The following is a 22385-nucleotide window of genomic DNA, read 5'->3' on the forward strand; positions in this document are numbered from 1 at the left end:
CCGATCCTGCGTCCCGAGACCGCAGATGAGAACGTCGGTCTCGGGGCGAGAGTTCGGTCTCGCGGTCGCCAGAGGGGCCGGATGCGAGGGCGTCAGCGGTCGAGCGAGGAGAACCGCTCGATGTCGCTGTTCGTGCCCGACACGATGATGAGGTCGTGGTTGGTGACGACGGTGTCGGCCTCGGCGTAGCGGAACGGCTTGCCGGGGCTCTTCACCCCGACCACGGTCACGTTGTACTTGCTGCGCACGCCCGACTGGTTCAGGCCCACGCCGCGGATGAACTTCGGCGGGTACATCTTGGCCAGCACGAAGTCGTCGTCGAAGCGGATGAAGTCCAGCATGCGGCCAGAAACGAGGTGCGCGACGCGCTCGCCCGCCTCGCGCTCGGGGTAGACGACGTGATTGGCTCCGACCCTGGCGAGGATCTTGCCGTGCGACTGCGACACCGCTTTCGCCCAGATCTGCGGCACCTTGAGGTCCACCAGGTTCGCAGTGATGAGCACGGAGGCCTCGATCGAGGATCCGACGGCGACGACGGCGACCTGGAAGTCCTGCGCGCCGATCTGACGCAGCGCGTCGATGTTGCGGGTGTCCGCCTGCACTGCGTGCGTGACGCGCTCCGACCACTTCTGCACCAGCTCGAGGTTGGTGTCGATCGCGAGCACTTCACGGTCGAGCCGGTCCAGCTCTCCGGCGCAGGCGGCGCCGAAGCGGCCCAGCCCGATCACGAGCACCGGAGCGTCGTTGCGCAGCACTTCAACCATGCCGCCCACTTTACTGTCCGACGACTTCCGGTCCGCCGAGCCCGCGGTCAGCCGACGATCGGCCGCTCCACGGGCAGCGAGTACAGCTGAGTGCGCGACGTCGCCGCCACGGCGGCCGCGAGGGTGACCGTGCCGACGCGGCCCATGAAGATCGTCGCGGCGAGGATGTACGTCGCCGCGTCCGGGAGCTTCTCGGTGACGCCCGTCGACAGGCCCACGGTGCCGAAGGCCGAGACCACGTCGAAGAGCACCTCCTCGACGGGGTACTTCGTGATCTGGCTGATCGCGATCGTGGAGAGCGCGACGGTGGTGGCGCCCCACGCCACGACGCTGAGCGCGACGCGCTGCACGTCCGAGGGGATCCGGCGCCCGAACGCCTGCACGGCGGGGCGGCCCTTGGCCTCGCTGATCACGGCCAGGGCGAGCACGGCGAGCGTGGTGACCTTGATGCCGCCGGCGGTGGACGCGGAGCCGCCGCCGACGAACATGAGCATCGACGCGGCGAGCATCGACGATCCGTTCAGATCCCCCATGTTCACCACGCTGAAGCCACCCGAGCGCGTCATCGCGGACAGGAAGAAGGCCTGGAACGTGGTGTCGCCGGCGTCCATGGATCCGAACGTCTTCGGATTGTCGAACTCGAGCAGCAGGAAGACCGCGGCTCCCACCACGAACAGCAGGATCGTGGTGAGCACCGTGAGCTTGGCGTGCAGCGACCAGCGCCGCACGTGCCAGCGCTGCCGGGCGAGCGTGTAGATGACGGGGAAGCCGAGGCTGCCCAGGAACACGCCGAGCATGAGCACGCTGAGCACGTAGTAGTTCTGCGCGAACGGCGCGAGCCCTCCCGGGTTCGGGGTGAAGCCGGTGTTCGTGAACGCCATCGCCGCGTAGAACGGCGCCTCCCAGAGGGCGGTGACGGGATCCACCCCCGCCGTCAGCAGTGCCGGGTAGAGCAGCACGATCAGTCCGGCCTCGATCGCGAACGCCGAGATGGCCACGGTGCGCAGCAGGGATCCGACCTCGCCGAGACGCACGGTCTGGCTCTCGTTCACGGGGCCGCCGTGCGCGCGCATCGGGTTGGTGTCCGCCGCTGCGATGAGCTTGGCGCGCAGCCCGAGTCGCTTCGAGATCGCCAGGCCCATCACGCTCGCGAGGGTCAGCACACCGAGACCGCCGATGTTGACGCCCACGAAGATCACGCCGAGCCCGAAGCCCGACCAGTGCGTGGACATGTCGACGGTGGACAGTCCGGTGACGCAGATCGTGGAGACGGCCGTGAACAGGGCATCGGCGAGCGGGGTCACCGTGCGGTCGGCGCTCGCGATCGGCAGCGAGAGCAGCGCGGTCGTGATCAGGATGAGCGCCGAGAACACGACGATCGCGAACCGCGAGGGCGACGATGTCGTCAATGTCTTGCCGAGACGGATGGTGCGTCGGACGATCTCGGAGAAGGATCGCGGGGCAGCGGTGCGCGCCATGGTCGAGCCCCTCCGATCCTCCGTCCGCCAAGCCTTCGTCATGGTACTCCGCCCGTGGCGCGGCTACTGTGAAGGCATGACCGACATCTTCGACGTGATCGCCGACGGCACGAGACGGGACATCCTGCAGCTCCTGCGCCAGCGGTCAGAGGAAGGGGATGCCGGCACCAGCGTGACGCAGATCGTCAGCGAGCTGGGGATCAGCCAGCCCACCGTCTCGAAGCACCTCAAGGTGCTGCGCGAGGCGGAGCTCGTCACGGTGCGCGAAGACGGCCAGCGGCGCTTCTACAGCATCGAGGCCGCGCCGCTGGAACAGGTCGACGACTGGCTCGTCCCGTTCCTCGCCGACGCCTACGGCGACTCGGCCCCCGACATCTCCGGCGTCATCGGGGTTCCTCCGCTGCCGGACGGCGCTGCGCACGCGGCCGAGGTCGTCGGCCGGGCCGCCGCCAGCGCGAAGCACGTCGTGCAGACGGCGCTCAAGCGCCTCGGGGCCTGAGCGCCGCACGCACGTCGCGCGGAAGGAGCCGACGCGGCTCAGCGCCGGGCCCGGCCGAACAGCCAGCGTCCCCACAGCACGGAGATCGCCAGGATGAGCGCGCACCAGCCCAGCGCCCAGTAGGGCTGGAGGTGCAGGGGAGTGCCCATGAGCAACCCCCGGATCGTCTCGATGATCGGCGTGATGGGCTGGTTCTCCGCCACCCACTGCAGCCAGGTCGGCATCGTGTGCACCGGGACGAACGCGCTGGACAGATACGGCACGAACATCAGGACGAACCCGTACCCCGCCGCGGCCTCCGGGCTGCCCGCGGCGAGGCCGATGGCGGCGTAGAGGTACGTGATCACCAGGATGTAGACGGCGATCACGCCGAACGCGGCGACCCACTGCAGAGCGCCCGCGCTCGGACGGAAGCCGAGCAGCAGAGCGACGCCGAACACGACGGCCGTGGAGACCAGGTTGCGGACCAGGCTCGCGACGACGTGACCGGTGAGCACGGATCCCGGTCGCAGCGGCATGGTGCGGATCCGGTCGATGATCCCCGTGGACATGTCGCGCGACACGTACGTCGCGGTCGATGCGGCGCCGAAGCCGGCGCACAGCAGGATGATCCCCGGCACGACGTAGTCGACGTAACTGCCGTCGTTCTCGATCGCTCCGCCGAAGACGAAGGTGAACAGCAGCATGAGCGTCACCGGCAGCATGATCGACATCGAGAGGGTCTCGCCGTCGCGCAGGGACAGGATCAGGCTGCGGCGGACGAACACGCGTTCGGCGGCGAAGCCCCGCAGGCGAGGGCGGATCCCCGAACGGGGCGACGGGACCGGCGCGAGCGGGCGCGGGGCGACAGGGGCGGACAGAGCGGTCATGCGAACTCCCGGATGGTCGTGCGGTCGGCGTCGCCGGTCGCGGTCAGGGTGAGGAAGACGTCGTCGAGCGTGGGGCGGCGCAGCTGCACGCGGGCGGCCGGATGTGCGGCCTCGAGCTCGTCCAGGGCGCGGCGGATGCCGTCGATCGAGCCGTCGGTGGCGATCTCCGCGAGAGGGGATCCGTCGGCGTCCTCGGCGACGAGCACGTCGCTGCCGAACTGCGCCTTCAGTGCCGGCGCGGTGCCGGTGCGGACGATGAGCCCCTCGTGCAGCACGGCGATGCGATCCGCGAGCTGATCGGCCTCTTCGAGGTACTGGGTGGTGAGGAAGACGGTGGTGCCCGCGTCGGCGAGACCCCGGATGACCTCCCAGAGGTCCAGGCGACTGCGCGGATCAACGCCGGTCGTGGGCTCATCGAGGAAGAGCACCTGCGGCGTGACGACGAAGCTGAGGGCGAGATCCAGTCGACGGCGCATGCCGCCCGAATAGGTCTTGACCTTGCGTCCCGCCGCGTCGGTGAGCGCGAACTGCCCGAGCAGCTCGTCCGCGCGGCGGCGGGCGGCGCGTGGGCTCAGACCGGAGAGCCGGCTGAGCATCACCAGGTTCTCCACGCCGGTGAGCGCGTCGTCGACCGCGGCGGACTGGCCGGTGAGCGAGATCCGCTGCCGCACGCCCCCGGGATCGCGGCGCACGTCGCAGCCGGCGACGACCGCGGTGCCGGAATCGGCACGGGTCAGCGTGGTGAGGATCGAGATCGTCGTGGTCTTGCCGGCGCCGTTGGAACCGAGCAGCGCGACGATCTCGCCTTGCTCGGCCGTGAGGTCGACGCCCCGCAGCACGGGGGTGCCGCGGTACTGCTTGGTGAGTCCTGCGACTTCGATGGCCGTGGTCATCGCCGTTCCTTTCTGTGTACGGATGAAACTGTTTATGACAGTAACACACTGTTTACATCGTAAACAGTCCTATTCTGGAGTCATGACCGAAGAACCGGATCCCGCCGAGCTGCCCGATCTGCCGCGCGGCATCGCGCTGGCCTGGGGGATGGCGGCCAGCCCGCAACGCGGGCCCAAGCGCGAGATGAGCGTCGAGCGCATCGTCGAGGCGGCCGTCGCGCTCGCGGACGGCGAGGGTCTCGGTGCCGTGTCGATGGCGGCCGTGGCGAAGGCGCTCGGCTTCACCCCGATGTCGCTGTACCGCTATGTCACGGCGAAGGACGACCTTCTGCTGCTCATGCAGGAGGAGGCGTCGGGGCTCCCGCCGCTCCCGGAATCCGGTGCCGCGGAACGGGGGTGGCGGGAGGAGGCCGCGCGGCTGTACCGCGCGCATCTCGACGTCTACCTCCGGCATCCCTGGCTGCTCAGCCTGCCCATCAGCGGTACCCCGGTCACGCCCGGGACGGCGGCCTGGATGGACGCGTACCTCGCGGCCTTCGCCGAGACTCCGCTCGATCAGGACGAGCGGATGGGTGCGATGCTCGCGGTCATGGGGCAGGCCCGGTGGTTCGGCACCGTGTCGGCCGGCTATGCGGAGGCGGCGCGAGCGACCGGGCGGACGCTCGCACAGGTGGGCGCGCAGGAGGCGGCCCTGTTCCGGGCGCTGATCGATGCGGACGCCTATCCCCACGCGCGCGCCGCGCTCGATGCAGGAGCGATCGACGGTGACAGAGACCCCATGGTGTTTGGCATCGAACGCGTCCTGGACGGGATTGCCGCGCACATCGATCGTCTCGCCGCCGCGCGTCCGGACGATCCTCGGACTCCTCCCGCGTTCGTCCCCGAGGATCCGGCGCTCGCTGCCGACAAGCGCGTGCGCGCGGCGGCGAAGAGCGTGCGCGATGCCGAGAAGGCGCTGCGGGCGGCGCAGAAGAACGCGCGCCAGGTGCGCAAGGATGCGGCGGAGCGCCTGGCCAAGTCCGCGGCGGTCTGAGCATCCTCCGTCACAGCGTTCACATGGGTTTACACGCGTCGCCACCAGCCCCTACAGTTGTCGCATCCCGCCGCGCAGGTCGCGCGAGGGGTGAGGGGGTAGATGGGGATGCCCGAGCAGTTGCCGGACGTCAAGTTCCTGACCGTCGCCGAGGTGGCGGCGATCATGCGCGTGTCCAAGATGACGGTGTACCGGCTGGTGCACGCCGGGGATCTGCCGGCGATCCGCTTCGGACGCAGCTATCGCGTGCCGGAGTCCGCCGTCACAGCGGCTCTGCAGACGCCGATCGCCGACGTCGGCTGAGCGTGCTCACCTCCATGCGGACCGACCTGGAGTGGCCGCTGGGTTCGCGCGTCAGCGCGGGTGGTGCCGTGCGCTAGACTGTTGCGAGGCATTTTTCCATGCCCCGATCCCGGTCGTCGTCCGTGTGCGACGCCCAGCCCCTGACTTAGTGAGGTTTCCGTGGGTTCTGTCATCAAGAAGCGCCGCAAGCGCATGGCGAAGAAGAAGCACCGCAAGCTGCTTCGCAAGACTCGCCACCAGCGCCGCAACAAGAAGTAAGCGGCCGCGCGCAACGCGCAAGTCACTGAGCGCCCCCGATCTCGCGATCGCCGGGGCGCTTCGTGCATTCCACGGGGGCACCCGTCCGGCGCGCCCGGGCGTCCGACGTCTGGAAGAATCGGATCCATGAAGACGATCACCGTCGCCCAGCTGGCCGAGCGCACCGAGACGCCTCTCATCGACGTGCGCGAGAGGAGCGAGTTCGCCTCGGGGCACGTGCCCGGCGCGGTGAACCTTCCGATGTCCGAACTCGGCGACCTGCTGCACGAGCTTCCGGACGGCGCGTTCGACGTGATCTGCCAGCTCGGCGGTCGCTCGGCGCGCGTCGTGGAGGCGCTCGAGGCCCGCGGCTACGACGCCACGAATGTGGAGGGCGGCACCGCCGAGTGGATCGCGGATGGGCGCGCGATCGAGACCCCTGCACCGTGATCGCACTCACCCTGATCGGCAAGCCCGACTGCCACCTGTGCGACGTGGCATCGGACGTGATCGACGCGGTCGTCGCCGAGCTGCCTGATGCGCTCGCCGAGGACATGGAGATCACCGAGCTGTCGATCCTGGACGACCCGGCCCTCTACGAGAAGTACTGGGAGAAGATCCCCGTGCTCCTCATCGACGGCGAGCTGCACGGCCACTGGCGCATCTCGCCGGAACGACTGCGCGAAGCACTCGCCGAGAAGGCCGGAGGAGCGGAAGACAAGGGACGAGCCGCGGACGCGGCAGAGGGAGAGAAGCCATGACGCTGCGCCATGTGGTGACCTGGAAGATGGCGGCGACGGATCCCGCCGAGCGTGCGGAGCATGCCGCCGGCGTCGCCGCGCGGCTGGAAGGGCTCGTCGGCGTCGTGCCGTCGATCCGCGCGCTCACCACGGGCGTGAATGCGCTTGCGATCGACGGCAACTGGGACGTGACCCTGATCGCCGACTTCGACGATGCGGCGGGCCTGGACGCGTACCAGGTCCATCCCGCGCACCAGGAGGTCGTGGGCTACGTGCGCTCGGTATCGGGTGGGCGCTCGGCCGTCGACTTCGAGATCTGAAAGGCGCGAGTCGCAGGCGGAACCGACGCCTTCGATCGGTTGTTCCCATCATCGTCTCGGATCTCAGACGTTCTGCGGCCTCCAGCGAAGGCGGGAACCGCGAGAATCCGCGGCAGCGCGGAGGCCGATACCGAACCGAGACACCCGCGGGCCCTGTGCTGTTACACGGCGGTAACCGCACCGTGTCAAGATAATGGGCAACCCGCACCAGGACGCCCGCGTCCTCGACACAGGAGTCGAACCATGCACCGTCGCTCGAAGATCGCCTACGGACTCGCCCTCGCGGCGGCCGCCACCCTCACCCTCGCCGGGTGCTCCGGCGGCGGCGCCACGCCCACCGCGAGCGGATCTGCCGCTGCCGGTGGCACGGACTACGGTCTGATCACCGCGGGCACGCTCACCGTGTGCTCGGACATCCCATACAAGCCCTTCGAGTACGAGGAGACCGCCGGATCCGGCAAGTACACCGGCTTCGACGTCGACCTGCTCACCGCCATCGGCGACAAGCTGGGCCTGAAGACCCAGTTCCAGGTCACCAACTTCGACACGCTGCAGTCGGGCACCGCGCTGCTCGCCGGGCAGTGCGACATGGGCGCCTCGGCCATGACGATCACCGACGACCGCAAGAAGAACATCGACTTCTCCGATGGCTACTACGACTCGCTGCAGTCGCTGCTCGTGAAGACCAGCTCCGGCATCAAGGACATCAACGGGCTCTCTGGAAAGAACGTCGGTGTGCAGCAGGGCACCACCGGTGAGAACTACGCGAAGGAGCACGCCAAGGGCGCCAACCTCGTGCAGTTCTCCGACGACGGTGTGCTGTGGCCGGCCCTCCAGGGCGGGCAGATCGACGCGATCCTGCAGGATCTGCCGGTCAACCTGCAGCACGAGAAGGACGACCCGTCCTACAAGGTCGTCGAGACCTACAAGACCGACGAGCAGTACGGCTTCGCGTTCGCGAAGGGCAAGAACGAGGCACTGCGCAAGGCGATCAACGAGCAGCTGAAGGCGCTCAAGGACAACGGCGAGTACAAGAAGATCTACGACAAGTACTTCGCCGCGGCGCAGTGACCGGGGTCTGATCAACGCCGATGGCTCTGAAGAAGCGGACCCGCACGCGGGTCTATCACTACACCGTCTATGCGGTGATCATCGCCCTCATCCTGTGGGCGGTGGTCGCCACCGATTGGCCGACGGTCCTGAAGCAGTTCGCGAACCCCGAGGTCGCGTTGAAGCTGCTGCCCGGGATCATCACCGTCGGCCTGAAGAACACCATTCTCTTCACGATCTACTCGTTCTTCGGCGGCTTGATCCTCGCGATCGTGCTCGCCCTGATGAAGCTGAGCGACATCCCGCCGTTCCGGTGGGCGGCCACCGTGTGGATCGAGTTCTTCCGAGGGATCCCTGCACTGATCACGATCTTCGGCTTCGGGATCATGCTTCCGATCGCGACGAAGGTCACGATCCCGGGAGCACCGGTGGGTGCCGCGGTGCTCGGTCTCATCGTGGTGTCGTCGGCATACATGGCGGAGACGATCCGCGCGGGGATCCAGGCGGTGCCGAAGGGGCAGACGGAGGCGGCGCGGTCGCTGGGCATGTCGTCGTCGCGCACCATGTTCTTCATCGTGCTGCCGCAGGGCTTCCGCATCATCATCCCGCCGCTCACGAACGAGTTCGTGCTGCTGTTGAAGGACACGTCGCTCTTCTTCGTCATCGGCGCGACCCCGTTCACCTATGAGCTGACGACGTTCGCCCGCAACGGTCTGTCCACCTATGCGAACGCCACGCCGCTGGTGATGGCGGCGCTGCTGTACCTGATCGTGACGCTCCCGCTGACGCGGCTGACGGCCTGGCTCGAGCGACGGATGGCGAAGGAACGATGAGCACCGACCTGATCAACCTGAACGCGCCCGCGATCGACATCCAGGGCCTCGTCAAGCACTACGGCGACAACGAGGTGCTCAAGGGCATCGACCTGACCGTGCAGGCGGGCGAAGTGGTCTGCGTGATCGGACCCTCGGGATCCGGCAAGTCGACGCTGCTGCGCTCGGTGAACATGCTGGAGGAGCCGACCGGCGGGAAGATCGTGATCGAGGGCATCGACATCACGGATCCCGACATCGACCTCGACCGGGTGCGCGCCCGCATCGGCATGGTGTTCCAGAGCTTCAACCTGTTCCCGCACATGTCGGTGCTGGGCAACCTCACCCTCGCGCAGCGCCAGGTGAAGAAGCGCGGCAAGGCCGAGGCGGAGAAGGTCGCCAAGGCGATGCTGGAGCGGGTGGGCATGGCGCACAAGGCCGACGCCTACCCGAGCCATCTCTCCGGCGGTCAGCAGCAGCGTGTCGCCATCGCGCGGTCGCTCTGCATGAACCCGGACATGATGCTCTTCGACGAGCCCACGTCGGCGCTCGACCCCGAGCTCGTGGGCGAGGTGCTGCAGGTCATGCGGACGCTCGCCGACGAGGGCATGACGATGATGGTGGTCACGCACGAGATGGGCTTCGCCCGGGAGGTCGGCTCCCGCCTGATCTTCATGGACGGCGGGCACATCCTCGAGGAGGGCGACCCCCGCGAGGTGCTCGCCAACCCGCAGCACCAGCGCACGAGGGACTTCCTCGCGCGCGTGCTCTGAGCACGTGAGTCGGACGACCTGAGACGCGCCGGGGACTTATTCGTCCCCGGCGCGTCTCATAGCCTTCTCCAAGCTCGGTCAGAGCGCGGGCACGGGGAGCGCCGAGCCCGCCCGGATACGATGGGTCGTCGCCCCGTCCGGAGGCGGGAAACGGAGCACGCCCTTCATGCCGCGCTGGTTGCTGGAGCTGAATCTCGCCGACGGTCCTGTCCCGTGGATCGTCTGGGGGATCGCCGTCGCCGGCGTGATCGCGCTGCTGCTGCGTCCGCTGCGTCGCGGATGGGTGGTGCGCGCGCTCATCGGCCTCGTGGTCGGCGCGGCGATCGGCTGGGGTCTCGCCGCATGGTCGGATGCCACCAACGCGTTCGAACTGCCGCTGCCCGCGGCGGTCAAGTGGTGGACGATCGCAGGCTTCGCGACGATCGGGCTGTCGATCGTGAGCCTGTGGGATTCGCGGTGGTGGCGCAAGGCCGTCGCGATCCTCACCGTGATCGCCTCCGTGCTGTCGATGGGCATCGGCATCAACCAGGCGTTCGGGCTCGACCGCACCCTCGGCGACATCCTCGGCGTCAACACGCTCGGTCCCCTGGATCATTTCGCGCCTCCGCTGAAGCCCGGCCAGGATCCGCCCGCCTCGCTCGTGGACACCTGGAAGGCTCCTGCCGACATGCCCGAGCGCGGCCGGTTCGGGACCCTGAGCGGCGACAACGCGCCACGCTCCACCGCCGGCTTCAAGCCCCGCAACGCGACCATCTACCTGCCGCCGGCCGCGCTGGTGAAGGATCCGCCCGCGCTGCCCGTCGTGGTCTTCATGATGGGGCTGCCCGGGTACCCCAACCCGCATCCCATGGTCGATGTGATGAACGAGTTCGCAGCGAAGCACGACGGCCTCGCGCCGATCGTGATCATCGCCGACCAGCTGGGCGCGCAGAACCAGAACCCGGGCTGCATCGATTCGGCGGCCTACGGCGGCGTCGAGACGTACTTCAACACCGACATCCCGAACTGGATCCGCGGCCACCTCCGCGTGCTGCCGGATCCGAAGCACTGGACGATCTCGGGATACTCCAACGGCGGCGCGTGCGCGTTCATCTACGGTGCTCGGCACCCCGACATCTGGGGCAACATCGCCACCGCGTCCGGTGAGCCGTGGTCGGGCTTCGGTGATCCGAAGTCGGTGGAGAAGGTGTTCCGCGGTGACCAGGCCGCGTTCGACGCGAACAAGCCGCAGGCGATCCTCGCCGAGCACCCCGGCGCCTACGACGGGCACTACGCGATCTTCGCGGCCGGAGCGCTCGACAAGAAGTACGGACCCGCGAACAAGGTGTCGGCGGGCCTCGCCGAAGCAGCCGGGTTCACCACGACCTACTACCTCGTGCCGAACGCCACCCACACCGGTCCGGGGTTGCGAGGGGGCCTGGAGAAGGCGTTCGACGTGCTGTATCCGCACCTGGGGCTGTCCCGATGACCGCCTGGCGTGAGACGACCATGGGCGTGGCCCGCCGGGCAGGGCGCTACGCGCGCCGGCATCCGTTCGCCGTGGGACTGAGCATCCTGCTGCTGGTCAGCGGGCTCGCGCTCGGCACGCTGCGGGGGCATCGCCCCGTCGGAGTGGGGCTCAGCCCGCTCGCGTTCGGGCGCGAGCGCGAGTGGTGGACACCCCTGACCGCGCTGCTCGTGCCGGACTCCTGGGGCGGCCTGCTGCTGGCCGTGCTGCTCGCACTCACGCTGCTGGCCTACGCGGAGCGGTTGATGGGCACCTGGCGCGCCGTCGGGGCGTTCCTCGTGACCGGCGTGCTCGGCAGCCTGCTCGGCCTGGGCATCCAGTCGCTGGCCTGGTCGTGGGGGCAGGTGTGGGCGCGCGTCGACGCCCGCGGCGCCGTGCTCGACCCCTCGATCGGCATCCTGGGGGCGATCATGGCGGGCAGCGCCTTCGCCCCTGCGCTGTACCGGCGCCGCATCCGCCTGCTCGGCCTCTCGCTGCTGGTCACCTACACGCTCTACGGCGGCGACGCGGACAGCGTGTACCGTCTGCTGGCCGGACTCACGGGCCTCGTGCTGGGCGTGATCCTCACGAGCGGCCGGCCCCGGCCCGCGTGGTATCGCAGCTCCTATCACGAGACCAGGACCCTCATCGCGGCGATGGTGGCCGTCACGGGCCTCGGTCCGCTGATCGTGCTGCTCACCGGCGTGGGCATCGGGCCACTGGCACCGGTCGTGGCGGGACTTCGCGGCGTGGACATCTCCGGGATCACCGACGCCTGCGCACAGAACAACGCGTCCGCGCACTGCGTCGCCGGGGTGAGCACGGCGGTCGCCGCCGGCACCGGCGTCGTGCTGATGAGCCTGGTGCCGCTCCTGCTCAGCCTCATCGCCGCATGGGGTCTGCGCGCGGGACGCCGCGCCGCCTGGTTCCTCGCGATCGGCGTGAACGCCGTGATGGCGCTGCTCACGGGGCTCAGCGTGGCTGCGCACTCGCTGAAGGAGCCGACCGATGTGGTCGAGATCGACCGTCAGTTCCCCGGCTTCTCGGTGCTGGCGATCCTCATCCCGGTCGGGATGTGCATCCTGCTCGCGATCACCCATCGCCGGTTCGCGGTGCGCGCGTCGCGCCGGGCGGTGCGGCGGTTCTCGCTGACGATCGGGATCGCGTTCGTCGTGCTGGCCACCACGAACATGATCCTGGTGTCGGCCGTCTCGCACTCGCCGTCGTTCTGGTCCGCCCTGGCCACCACGCTGCGCCGCTTCCTGCCCACCATCATCGGCCACCCGGGTGGGCGCACTCCGCTCACCGGAATCGCGCTCGCGCTGCACCGCGATGTGGGAGCGCTGTTCTGGCTCGTCTTCGCGGTCGCCATGATCGGGCTCCTGCTCGGCCGGTCGCGCAGGACCGCGGACCACGCGGAGCGCTTCCGCACCCAGTTGCGCACCACCGACGGCGGCACGCTCGGGTTCATGGGCACGTGGGAGGGCAACGAGCACTGGTTCACGGCGGACGGCCGCGGTGCGGTGGCCTACCGGGTCGTGAACGACATCGCGATCGCCGTGGGGGATCCGGTCTGCACCGCCGGCGACACCGTCCAGACCATCCGCGGTTTCCTGGACTTCTGCGACGCGAACGCCTGGACACCCGTCTTCTACAGCACGCACGAGGAGTTCGCCCCCGCCTTCCGCGACCTCGGCTGGAAGAGCATCTCGGTGGCCGAGGAGACGGTGGTGCCGCTCGAACGGTTCGAGCTCACGGGCAAGGTGTGGACCAAGGTGCGCCAGCCGTACAACCGCGGCCAGCGCGACGGGCTCACCACTCTCTGGACCACCTGGGAGCAGCTGCCCGCCGGCCTGGTCGCCCAGCTGGACGCCCTCAGCGAGCAGTGGATCGCGGAGAAGGCGCTCCCGGAGATGCGCTTCACCCTCGGCGGCATGGAGGAGCTCAGGGATCCGGATGTCGAGATCCTGCTCGCGATCGGCCCCGAGGGGGAGCTGCAGGCGGTGACGAGCTGGATGCCCGTGTGGCGCGAGGGCGAGCTCATCGGACGCACGCTCGACTTCATGCGTCGCGCCGACGGCGCTATGCCCGGAGTGATGGAGTTCGCGATCGCCTCGGCGGCGCTGCACATGAAGGAGCAGGGACTCGCGGTCATGAGCCTGTCGGGCGCGCCGCTGGCGCAGACGGTGGACGGCGGCGACGTCGACGCGGACCCCGACATCACGCGGCTGCTGGGCTGGCTGAGCCGGGTGCTCGAGCCTGCGTACGGCTTCGCCTCGTTGCTGCGGTACAAGGGCAAGTTCAACCCCGAGTACCGCCCGATGCACCTGTTCTACGCCGACAACGGACAGCTGCCCGCGATCGGTCTCGCGATCGGCCGCGCGTATCTGCCGAACGCGTCGCCGGCCGAGTACATGGCGCTGGCCCGGTCGCTCGCCGGCTGAGCCTCCGCGGTCGCAGGACGGACGCGACGGGCGCTGCCCAGCCCGTCCTCAGGCGTCCGGATCATGTGTTCCCCGTGTGTCGACGAGCTCCGGCCGGGGCATGGTTACGATGGGCGGACGCGGGGTCAGGAGGCGAGTGCGGATGCCGACTTCCAGGACGCGTGCCGGGCGCCGCGCCGTTGTGCTCGCCGTCCTGCTGGCAGCGGCGGCGCTGGCCGTCCTGCTCGGCGTGGTCGGGCGGCCGTGGTCGCCGTCGCCTCCGCCGCACGCGACGGGGGTGGGCGCCCCGCCGCCGGCGACCGGCGGCACCGCGGGGCCTCTCTTCGCGACCTGGAGGCCGCCCGCGGATCTGCCCGAGAAGGGGTCGGTCACGTCGCTCACGGGGGCGGAGCGCATCCCGTCTTCGGCTGGATTCGCGCCGCGGGACGCCTCGCTCTACCTGCCTCCGGCCGCACTCGTTCCCGATGCGCCCGAACTGCCCCTGGTGGTGTTCATGATGGGGCAGCCCGGGGATCCGGATCCGTCGTTCGTCGCCGCCGCGATGGATCGGCTCGCCGCTGAGCACCACGGGCTCGCCCCGATCGTGATCGTCGCCGATCAGCTCGGATCCGAGGACGCCAACCCGGCCTGCGTGGACTCGGCCGCGTACGGGGGCGTGGCGACGTACTTCACGAAGGACATCCCGGACTGGGCGCGCAGCCACCTGAGGCTGCAGCCGAGCCCGGCGGCGTGGACGATCGCCGGGTTCTCGAACGGCGGCGGCTGCGCACTGGACTGGGGCCTCGAGGATCCCGGACTGTGGGGGAGCATCGTGAGCATCGCGGGGGAGTCGTATCAGGGCACCGAGTTCCCGGATGAGGTGCTGCAGCAGGTGTTCGACGGCGACGAGAGCGCCTACGAGGCCGCAAAACCCGCCGCCGAGGCCGTGCAGAACAGCGGCAGATTCGGCGGGCACGTGGCGCTGTTCGCGGCGGGTGACGAAGACGCGTTCTTCACCGCTCAGGTGCAGCTGTCCGCGCAGATCGCGGAGGCGGCGGGGTTCGAGACGCAGGTGTTCACGGTCCCGGGGGAGGACCACGTCGGGTCCCTCCCCCAGGGGCTGCTGATGACGTTCGGCGCCCTCTTCCCGCACCTCGGCCTCGCCCCGCCCGCGGGCTAGCCGGCCTGGCGCACCGCCACCGGCTCGGGATCGACCGCGAGCCCCACGACGTCGCCGTACTGCGGGTGGATCCGCGCCGTGTGCTGCACGCGCACGAGCAGGCCGTCCTCGGTGCGCACCAGCGTGCGCCGCATGCTCCCGAGGAACATGCTCTCCTCGACCGTTCCGGTCACGGCGGCCCCGGCGGGCTCGACCAGGCGCACGTTCTCCGGGCGCAGCAGCACGTCGACCTCGCCGGTCGCCGGGAGCTGCAGCGGGAGCTCGCTGCCCCACACCCGCACGGTCGCGCCGTCGGCGATGCCGCGCGCCACGCTGGAGAGCCCGACGAACGAAGCGACATGCGCCGTGGCGGGCCGCAGGTACAGCTCCTCCGGCGTGCCGATCTGATCGATCCGGCCCGCGTTCATCACGGCGATCCGATCGGAGACGCTGAGCGCCTCCTCCTGGTCGTGCGTGACGAACACCGTCGTGATCCCCAGACGGAGCTGCAGACGACGGATCTCGTCGCGCAGCTGCACGCGCACCTTGGCATCCAGCGCCGAGAGCGGCTCGTCCAGCAGCAGCACACGGGGCTCGGTCACGAGTGCCCTGGCGAGCGCCACGCGCTGCTGCTGGCCGCCCGAGAGCTGGTGCGGGTACTTGTCGGCGTGGGCGTCGAGCCCGACCAGCGCCAGCGCGTCGAGCGCGCGCCGCCGGGCCTCGGCTGTGGCGACCCTGCGCCGGCGCAGCCCGAACGCGGTGTTGTCCACCACCCGCAGGTGCGGGAACAGCGAATAGGACTGGAACACCATGCCCAGGTCGCGCTTGTTCGTCGGGACGCCGGACACGTCCTTGCCGCCGAGCAGCACGGCGCCGCCGTCGGCGTCCTCGAGGCCCGCGAGCACCCGCAGCAGCGTGGTCTTGCCGCAGCCGGAGGGACCCAGCAGCGAGACGAACTCGCCGGGCGCGATGTCGAGGTCGATCCCGTGCAGGACCTGAGTCCGCCCGTAGCTCTTGACGATGCCGTCGAACTGCACCCGTGTCCCGTCCGACCGGTCCGCGAGCAGGGAGTTGTCCGCGGTGCGGGGGAGCGCGATGTCGCTCATGAGTCGGCCTTTCCGGACCGGCCGCGGGCGGCCCGTCCGATGATGAGGAGCAGGAGGAAGCTGAATGTGAGCGCCATCAGGGCGAACATCGCCGGCGCCCAGCCGTCCTGCTTCTGCACGACGACGAGCGCAGTCTGCAGCACATCGCGATTCAGCAGCGAGGCGATCGTGAACTCGCCGAGTACGACCGCGATGGACAGCAGGGACGCGGCGAGCAGACCCTGGCGCAGGTTCGGCGCGAGCACGCGCAGCACGACGGTCCCCCACCCGGCGCCGAGCGAGCGGGCGGCCTCGGCGAGGGTGGTCATGTCGACCGCGTCGATCGACGCCTGGATGGAGCGGTACGCGAACGGCAGCACGGTGATGCCGTAGGCGAACGCGAGGGTCCAGGCGCCCGTGCCGAACGCGCGGCCGATCTGCAGGTAGATCGGGGTGAGGCCGACCACGAGGACGATCGCGGGGATCGAGATGGGCAGCAGCACGACGAACTCGAAGACCGGGCGCAGGCGCGGGAACCGCAGGTTCACCAGGATCATGGTCGGCGCGAGCACGAGCAGCACGATGAGCACCGTGACGATCGCGAGGATCAGCGAGTTGCCGAGCCCGGTCCAGATCGGCTGGTAGACCGCGGCCTTCGCGGGGTCGCCGAGGCCGGCCCAGTGCGCCATCGTGAACCCGCCGTCCTCGCCGCGGAACGTGTAGGCGAGGGTCGCGACCAGCGGGACGAGGAAGAAGAGCCCGACCAGGATCCCGATGATCCAGCGGGTGAGGGGCGCCGGGGCGAACCGGTTCATGCCTGCCACCTCGCCGCTCGGCGCTGGACGAGGGAGTACAGCCACATGACGATCCCCACCACCACGATCATGCCGAGCGCGAGGGCACCGGCGAGGTTCTCCCGGCCCAGCACCGTCTCGCTCGTGAGCGCGGCGCGGATCTGCAGCGGCACGATCTGCGAGCCCTGACTGGCGAGCGCGGCCGCGGTCGCATACGAGGAGAACGCGTTCGCGAACAGCAGCAGGAAACTGGCGAGGAAGGCCGGGGCGAGCACGGGGATCCCGATGCGCAGCCAGAAGCTCGCGCGGGTGCCGCCGAGCGTGACGTTGGCCTCGGCCCACTGCGGCTTCAGCGCCGAGAGGGCGGGCATGAACGTGATGACCATCAGCGGGATCTGGAAGTAGAGGTAGGGCAGGATCAGTCCGGGCAGCTCGTAGATCCACGGGCCCTGGGCGAACAGGTCGATGCCGAACGCGTCCTTCATCAGTCCGGTGACCACGCCGCGCAACCCGAGGGTGGCGATGAACATGAACGCGAGCATCACCCCGCCGGTCTGCGCCAGCACGCCGCTCGCGGCGTCGACCACCGTACGCACTCCGCTGTCGGTCCGCAGACCCAGCAGGGCGTAGCAGACGAGGGCGCCGACCACCGCGCCGATGGCGGCGGTGAGCAGCGAGAGCCCGGCGGAGTTCGCGAAGGTGAGCATGACGGTCGGGTCCCACAGGGCGGAGACGTTGTTCCACGTGAAGGCTCCGCCCCGGGTGAAGAATCCCGTCGCGACGGCGAGGATGGTCGGCAGCACCAGGAACAGCAGCAGGTAGGCGGCGAAGGGGACGAGCCCGATGGCGGCGAGACCGCCGCGGATCCGATCCGTCCAGTGCCTGCCGGACGACCCGTGCCGGGCCGGAGCGCGAAGCTCCGACCCGGCACGGGATGCGGCGGGTGCCGCAGCGGTGTCGGAGATCACTGGACGGCCGCAGCCCACTTCTCGCCGAGGAGCTTGCCGGCGGTGGTGCTCTGCGCCTCGGTCGGCACGACGGTCTCCTTCGGGGCGGCGGGCAGGGCGGCGGCGAGGGTCTTGTCCACAGTGCCGGCCTTGGTCATCGCGTCCATGCGCACGGGGCGGGCGCCGCCCTTGAGCCAGAGGTTCTGACCCTCGTCGCTGTAGAGGAACTCCTGCCACAGGCGCGCGGCGGCCGGGTGCGGAGCCCCCTTGTTGATCGCCTGGTTGTAGTAGCCGGCGTAGCCGGTGCCGGGCAGGACGACGGTCTTCCAGTTCTTGTTGTCCTTGACGTGCGCGGCGTTCAGGTAGTCCCAGTCGAAGACGACGGGGGTCTCACCGCTCGCGACGGTCGCCGTGGTGACGTCCACCTTGAGGAGGTTGCCGGCCTTCTGCATGTCGGCGAAGAAGTCGATGCCCTTCTGGTAGTCATCGAGCTTGCCGCCCGACTGCACCGTGGCGAGTCCGACCGCGGCGAAGGCGGCTCCGGCCTGGGTCGGGTCGCCGTTCAGCGCCACGGCGCCCTTGTACTCGGACTTCTTCAGATCGGCCAGAGACTTCGGCTCCGGGAACTTCGAGGAGTCGTAGCCGATCGACATGTACCCGCCGTAGTCGCCGGTGAACAGGCCGTCCTTGTCCTTCAGCTCGACCGGGATCTCATCCCACTTCTCCACCTTGTAGGCGGCGAACTTGTCGGTGTTCTGCAGGGTCACGGTGAGGCCGAGGTCGAACACGTCGGGAGCCGTGTCCAGCCCCTCGTTCGTTTTGGCGGCCTGGATCTCCTCGGCGCTGGACGCGTCGGGGGTGGCCTCGTTCACGGTGATCTTCGGGTACTTCTTGGTGAAGGCGGCGAGGATCTCGCCGTAGTTGGCCCAGTCGTGCGGGAGGGCGATGACGTTGAGCTTGCCCTCGGCCTCGGCGGCCTTCTCGAGGTCGGCCAGGGAACCGAAGTCCTTGAGCGAGGTGGCGGCCTGGGCCTTGACGCCTCCGGAAGAGCTCGTCGGGTCGGCGGAGGCGGATCCGGAGCAGGCGGAGAGCAGGAGCGCGGCGCTGGCCGCGAGCGCGATGCCGGCGCCGATGCGCGCACGACGGTTGCTGATGAGCATGATTTCCTCTCGGTGTCCGGCGCTGCCGCCGGGGTCGGGTCGAGAGGGAATGTACGGCGGCGGAGTTACCGATGAGGCCGACGGGGGTGAATGCGGGGTGAACGATTCGGGTCCAGGCCGGACGGGATCCCGATCGATCGCACGGCTCGCGTGCTGTGCGGCAGCGGCGAGGTCTGGTTGGATCGGAGCGTGAGCACCCTTCCCGATGACATCGAGCTCGACGGCGTCACCCTGATCCGGATCGACGCGCCGGAGGACATCGCCTGCTGGACCGCGGGCGTCGAGGGCGGGGACGGCGGCTGGACCGTGAGCATCATCGCGGATCCGGCCGAGGAGCCCAGCGCGGAGGCGCGGGAGACGGCCCAGGGTGTGGTGACGGAGTTCGCGGCGCTCACCGAGGCCGCGATCGGCTACCTCGTGGACGAGCTGGCAGGGCCGCACCGCGAATTGTCGGACGTCGACCTGGCGCGGCTCTCGGGGGAGGAGCCGCCGTTCGGCGCACCCGAGGCCGTGGTCTGGCAGGACGGCACGTGGATGATGCGCTTCGCGGAGTGCGGTCTCGAGATCGGCGACGAGTACGGCGTGGGCGTCATGTTCGCCGGCCGCACCCCGGTCGCGGTCGAGGACCTGTCGGATCCGGGCGACGTCTGAGCAGGTCTGAGCGCGGCCTGCGGGCGTGCTCTGTCAGCGACCGGTGGCGGGCGCCTGGTATTTGAAGCCGCGGTGGGATCCGGTGAAGCCGAGGCGCTCGTAGAAGCGGTGCGCCTCGACGCGCTGCGCGTCCGAGGTGAGCTGCACCAGCGGGCTGCCCAGGTCTGCGGTCGCGATCTCCATGATCCAGCGCATGAGCGCGGATCCGACGCCGCTCGAGCGCAGATCCGAACTCACCCGCACCGCCTCGACGAGGAGGCGGGTCGAGCCGCGGCGGGACATCCCCGGAATGCGGGTCAGCTGGAACGTGCCGATGATCCGGCCGTCGTGCTCGGCGACGAGGAGGTCGTTGGATCCGTCGGCGAGGACCGACTCCAGGCCCGCGGCGTAGGCGGGCAGGTCGTCGTCGGAGGCCGTGTCGCCGCGTGCCGCGCTGATCGCGTCATCGGCGAGCAGCGCGACGATCGCCGCGGTGTCCTCGACGCGCGCTCGGCGCAGCGTCACCTCCCCGATCCGGGTCTCGAGCGGAACGGGGAGGGCGAGGTCGGTGAGCATACTCGGGTCAGGCCTCGACGGCGTCGAGCTCCTCGTCGTCTGCGACGACGTCGACGCCGGCCTCCTTGCGCTGCTCCGCGGTGATCGGGGCGGGCGCGGCGGTGAGCGGGTCGAAGCCGTTGCCGGTCTTCGGGAACGCGATGACCTCGCGGATCGACTCGGTCTTGGACAGGTGCTGCAGCACCCGGTCCATACCGAGCGCGATGCCGCCGTGCGGCGGGGCACCGAACTTGAACGCGTCGAGCAGGAAGCCGAACTGCTCCTGCGCGACCTCATCGGAGAGCCCCATGACCTCGAAGACGCGCTTCTGGATGTCCTCGCGGTGGATGCGGATGGATCCGCCGCCGAGCTCCGAGCCGTTGCAGACGATGTCGTACGCGTAGGCGAGAGCTGACCCGGGGTCGGTGTCGAAGGTGGCCTCGAACTCCGGCTTCGGGCCGGTGAAGGCGTGGTGCACCGCAGTCCAGGCGCCGGCGCCGACGGCGACGTCACCCGAGGCGACCGCGTCCGCGGCCGGCTCGAACATCGGGGCGTCGACGACCCAGGTGAACGCGAAGACCTCGGGGTCGAGCAGACCCAGCCGGCGGCCGATCTCGACGCGCGCGGCGCCGAGGAGCGCGCGCGAGTCCTTCGCGGAGCCGGCGGCGAAGAAGGCGCAGTCGCCCGGCTTCGCACCGACGAACTCGGCGAGGCCCGCCTGCTCGGCCTCGCTGAGGTTCTTCGCGACGGGGCCGCCGAGCGTGCCGTCCTCGTTGAACAGGACGTAGGCGAGGCCGCGGGCGCCGCGCTGCTTGGCCCAGTCCTGCCAGGCGTCCAGCACCTTGCGAGGCTGCGAGGCGCCACCGGGCATCACGACCGCGCCCACGTAGTCGGCCTGGAACACGCGGAACGTGGTCTCGGAGAAGTACTCGGTGGCCTCGACGAGCTCGAGTCCGAAGCGCAGGTCGGGCTTGTCGGATCCGTACTTCGCCATCGCGTCGGCGTAGGTCATGCGCGGCAGCGGGGTCTGCACCTCGACGCCGATGGTCGCCCACATCGCGCGGATGACGGACTCCATCATCTCGATGACGTCCTCCTGGTCGACGAAGGACATCTCGATGTCGAGCTGGGTGAACTCGGGCTGGCGGTCGGCGCGGAAGTCCTCGTCGCGGTAGCAGCGCGCGATCTGGAAGTACTTCTCCACGCCGCCGACCATGAGCAGCTGCTTGAACAGCTGCGGGCTCTGCGGAAGGGCGTACCAGCTGCCGGGGTGCAGCCGGGCGGGCACGACGAAGTCGCGGGCGCCCTCCGGGGTCGAGCGGGTCAACGTCGGGGTCTCGACCTCGACGAACTCGCGCTCGTGCAGCACATCGCGGAGGGCCTTGTAGACCTTGGAGCGCAGCTGCAGCGGCGCGATCGCGACCGGGCGGCGCAGGTCGAGGTAGCGGTGCTTGAAGCGCACGTCCTCGCCGACCGGGTCGGTCTCGGCCAGGCCCGAGGAGACCTGGAACGGCAGCGGCGCCGACTCGTTCAGCACCACCACGTCCTGCGCGACGATCTCGATCTCACCCGAGGGCAGGTTCGGGTTCTCGTTGCCGGCGGGGCGGCGGGACACCTCGCCGGTGACCTGCAGCACGAACTCGCTGCGCAGCGGGTGCGCGATCTCCTCGTCGCGGATCACGACCTGGGCGATGCCGGATCCGTCCCGCAGATCGATGAAGGCGACTCCTCCGTGGTCACGACGGCGATCGACCCACCCGGCAAGGGTGACGGTCTGACCGATGTGCTCGGCGCGCAATGCGCCTGCCGTGTGGGTGCGAAGCACGGAAGAAGCCTCCAGCTCGGGGGTAAGGGATCCCAGCCATTCTACGGGGACGCACCGAAGGCCTCGCGGGGGGCCGCATGCGGATCACTAGACTCACGGCAGCAGCATCCATCGACGTATTCAGGAAGGCGACACCATGAACCTCGCAACCATGAGCCTCATCGCCACCGAGGACCCCACCGACGCCGCGGGCAACGTCTACGCCGCGCTGTTCTCCGGCACCAACATCACGATCTCGCTGATCTTCTACGTGATCACGGCGATCGCGCTGTGGCGGGTGTTCACGAAGGCCGGCCACGCGGGCTGGCTCGCGATCATCCCGATCGTGAACGTCATCTTCCTCATCAAGATCGCCGGCATGAGCGGCTGGCTGGTCCTGCTCTACCTGATCCCGATCGTGAACATCGTGTTCGCGATCGTGGTGGCGGTGAAGCTGGGCAAGAACTTCGGCAAGGGCGGTGCGTTCTCGTTCTTCCTGCTCTGGCTGTTCTCGTTCATCGGATACCTGATCCTCGGGTTCGGATCCGCTCAGTACCGCCGCGCCTGAGCG

Annotated in this window: 25 protein-coding genes; 15 read left to right on the forward strand and 10 right to left on the reverse strand. The window is 69.5% G+C overall.

The features are described 5' to 3' along the window. Positions 1-92: 92 nt before the first annotated feature. On the reverse strand, positions 93-764 hold the full coding sequence (locus LXM50_RS04995; protein ID WP_233310181.1) for a TrkA family potassium uptake protein: 672 nt from the start codon (positions 762-764) through the stop codon (positions 93-95). A 47-nt stretch (positions 765-811) separates the two neighbouring features. Continuing rightward, on the reverse strand, positions 812-2242 hold the full coding sequence (locus LXM50_RS05000; RefSeq protein WP_233310182.1) for a TrkH family potassium uptake protein: 1431 nt from the start codon (positions 2240-2242) through the stop codon (positions 812-814). 76 nt (positions 2243-2318) lie between these two features. Here LXM50_RS05000 and LXM50_RS05005 point away from each other — a divergent pair, with 76 nt between their 5' ends. Further along, positions 2319-2741 carry a helix-turn-helix transcriptional regulator gene (locus LXM50_RS05005; protein WP_233310184.1) on the forward strand — a complete coding sequence of 141 codons (423 nt, stop codon included), beginning with the start codon at positions 2319-2321 and terminating at the stop codon, positions 2739-2741. A 38-nt stretch (positions 2742-2779) separates the two neighbouring features. Here the strand turns inward: LXM50_RS05005 and LXM50_RS05010 are convergent, their stop codons facing one another. Together LXM50_RS05010 and LXM50_RS05015 are read right to left on the reverse strand one after the other, a co-directional pair. Further along, positions 2780-3610, reverse strand: a complete 831-nt coding sequence (locus tag LXM50_RS05010; RefSeq protein WP_233310185.1) for an ABC transporter permease — start codon at positions 3608-3610, stop codon at positions 2780-2782. Continuing rightward, entirely contained in the window at positions 3607-4503 is an 897-nt protein-coding gene (locus LXM50_RS05015) for an ATP-binding cassette domain-containing protein (protein WP_233310186.1), read from the reverse strand. The genes LXM50_RS05010 and LXM50_RS05015 overlap by 4 nt, the downstream gene beginning before the upstream one ends. Before the next feature lie 82 nt (positions 4504-4585). On the opposite strand from LXM50_RS05015, the gene LXM50_RS05020 reads away from it, so the two are divergent. The 12 genes from LXM50_RS05020 to LXM50_RS05075 all read left to right on the forward strand — a co-directional run bounded on the left by LXM50_RS05020 (position 4586) and on the right by LXM50_RS05075 (position 14860). Next, positions 4586-5536, forward strand: coding sequence for a TetR/AcrR family transcriptional regulator (locus LXM50_RS05020; RefSeq protein WP_233310187.1), 951 nt, complete (start codon positions 4586-4588; stop codon positions 5534-5536). Between the two features lie 108 nt (positions 5537-5644). After that, a complete protein-coding gene (locus LXM50_RS05025; protein ID WP_233310188.1) occupies positions 5645-5839 on the forward strand; it encodes a helix-turn-helix domain-containing protein in 195 nt (64 codons plus the stop codon). Between the two features lie 159 nt (positions 5840-5998). Next, a complete protein-coding gene (locus tag LXM50_RS05030) occupies positions 5999-6097 on the forward strand; it encodes a 30S ribosomal protein bS22 (protein ID WP_003792170.1) in 99 nt (32 codons plus the stop codon). A gap of 126 nt (positions 6098-6223) precedes the next feature. Beyond that, a complete protein-coding gene (locus LXM50_RS05035; protein ID WP_233310190.1) occupies positions 6224-6526 on the forward strand; it encodes a rhodanese-like domain-containing protein in 303 nt (100 codons plus the stop codon). Then, positions 6523-6837 (forward strand): glutaredoxin family protein, encoded by a 315-nt coding sequence (locus LXM50_RS05040; RefSeq protein WP_233310192.1) that lies wholly within the window; start codon positions 6523-6525, stop codon positions 6835-6837. The genes LXM50_RS05035 and LXM50_RS05040 overlap by 4 nt, the downstream gene beginning before the upstream one ends. Next, positions 6834-7136: a Dabb family protein gene (locus LXM50_RS05045; protein WP_233310193.1), complete on the forward strand. Its 303-nt coding sequence runs from the start codon at positions 6834-6836 to the stop codon at positions 7134-7136. The genes LXM50_RS05040 and LXM50_RS05045 overlap by 4 nt, the downstream gene beginning before the upstream one ends. Before the next feature lie 243 nt (positions 7137-7379). Beyond that, complete coding sequence (locus LXM50_RS05050) at positions 7380-8207, forward strand: basic amino acid ABC transporter substrate-binding protein (protein WP_233310194.1); 828 nt, start codon at positions 7380-7382, stop codon at positions 8205-8207. 20 nt (positions 8208-8227) lie between these two features. Next, on the forward strand, positions 8228-9019 hold the full coding sequence (locus LXM50_RS05055; RefSeq protein WP_233310195.1) for an amino acid ABC transporter permease: 792 nt from the start codon (positions 8228-8230) through the stop codon (positions 9017-9019). Next, positions 9016-9771: an amino acid ABC transporter ATP-binding protein gene (locus LXM50_RS05060; RefSeq protein WP_233310196.1), complete on the forward strand. Its 756-nt coding sequence runs from the start codon at positions 9016-9018 to the stop codon at positions 9769-9771. Before LXM50_RS05055 ends, LXM50_RS05060 begins: the two co-directional genes overlap by 4 nt. A gap of 166 nt (positions 9772-9937) precedes the next feature. Then, positions 9938-11239 (forward strand): esterase family protein, encoded by a 1302-nt coding sequence (locus LXM50_RS05065; protein WP_233310198.1) that lies wholly within the window; start codon positions 9938-9940, stop codon positions 11237-11239. After that, entirely contained in the window at positions 11236-13701 is a 2466-nt protein-coding gene (locus LXM50_RS05070) for a bifunctional lysylphosphatidylglycerol flippase/synthetase MprF (protein ID WP_233310200.1), read from the forward strand. Before LXM50_RS05065 ends, LXM50_RS05070 begins: the two co-directional genes overlap by 4 nt. A gap of 142 nt (positions 13702-13843) precedes the next feature. Further along, a complete protein-coding gene (locus tag LXM50_RS05075; protein ID WP_233310201.1) occupies positions 13844-14860 on the forward strand; it encodes an esterase family protein in 1017 nt (338 codons plus the stop codon). Here LXM50_RS05075 and LXM50_RS05080 read toward each other — a convergent pair. The 4 genes from LXM50_RS05080 to LXM50_RS05095 are packed head-to-tail and all read right to left on the reverse strand — an operon-like array spanning position 14857 to position 18825. Then, on the reverse strand, positions 14857-15945 hold the full coding sequence (locus LXM50_RS05080) for an ABC transporter ATP-binding protein (RefSeq protein WP_233310202.1): 1089 nt from the start codon (positions 15943-15945) through the stop codon (positions 14857-14859). The genes LXM50_RS05075 and LXM50_RS05080 overlap by 4 nt on opposite strands. Then, positions 15942-16739 (reverse strand): ABC transporter permease, encoded by a 798-nt coding sequence (locus LXM50_RS05085; RefSeq protein WP_233310203.1) that lies wholly within the window; start codon positions 16737-16739, stop codon positions 15942-15944. The genes LXM50_RS05080 and LXM50_RS05085 overlap by 4 nt, the downstream gene beginning before the upstream one ends. Further along, on the reverse strand, positions 16736-17686 hold the full coding sequence (locus LXM50_RS05090) for an ABC transporter permease (RefSeq protein ID WP_374107802.1): 951 nt from the start codon (positions 17684-17686) through the stop codon (positions 16736-16738). Before LXM50_RS05090 ends, LXM50_RS05085 begins: the two co-directional genes overlap by 4 nt. Then, entirely contained in the window at positions 17683-18825 is a 1143-nt protein-coding gene (locus LXM50_RS05095; RefSeq protein WP_233310204.1) for an ABC transporter substrate-binding protein, read from the reverse strand. Before LXM50_RS05095 ends, LXM50_RS05090 begins: the two co-directional genes overlap by 4 nt. 189 nt (positions 18826-19014) lie before the next feature. Here LXM50_RS05095 and LXM50_RS05100 point away from each other — a divergent pair, with 189 nt between their 5' ends. Continuing rightward, entirely contained in the window at positions 19015-19476 is a 462-nt protein-coding gene (locus tag LXM50_RS05100) for a hypothetical protein (protein WP_233310206.1), read from the forward strand. 33 nt (positions 19477-19509) lie between these two features. Here LXM50_RS05100 and LXM50_RS05105 read toward each other — a convergent pair whose 3' ends face one another. Continuing rightward, positions 19510-20031, reverse strand: coding sequence for a GNAT family N-acetyltransferase (locus LXM50_RS05105; RefSeq protein ID WP_233310208.1), 522 nt, complete (start codon positions 20029-20031; stop codon positions 19510-19512). A gap of 7 nt (positions 20032-20038) precedes the next feature. Beyond that, on the reverse strand, positions 20039-21835 hold the full coding sequence (aspS, locus tag LXM50_RS05110) for an aspartate--tRNA ligase (protein WP_233310210.1): 1797 nt from the start codon (positions 21833-21835) through the stop codon (positions 20039-20041). Between the two features lie 136 nt (positions 21836-21971). On the opposite strand from aspS, the gene LXM50_RS05115 reads away from it, so the two are divergent. Beyond that, on the forward strand, positions 21972-22382 hold the full coding sequence (locus LXM50_RS05115; RefSeq protein WP_233310211.1) for a DUF5684 domain-containing protein: 411 nt from the start codon (positions 21972-21974) through the stop codon (positions 22380-22382). Positions 22383-22385 lie beyond the last annotated feature (3 nt).

Source organism: Microbacterium sp. Au-Mic1, from assembly GCF_021341785.1.
GTDB lineage: Bacteria > Actinomycetota > Actinomycetes > Actinomycetales > Microbacteriaceae > Microbacterium.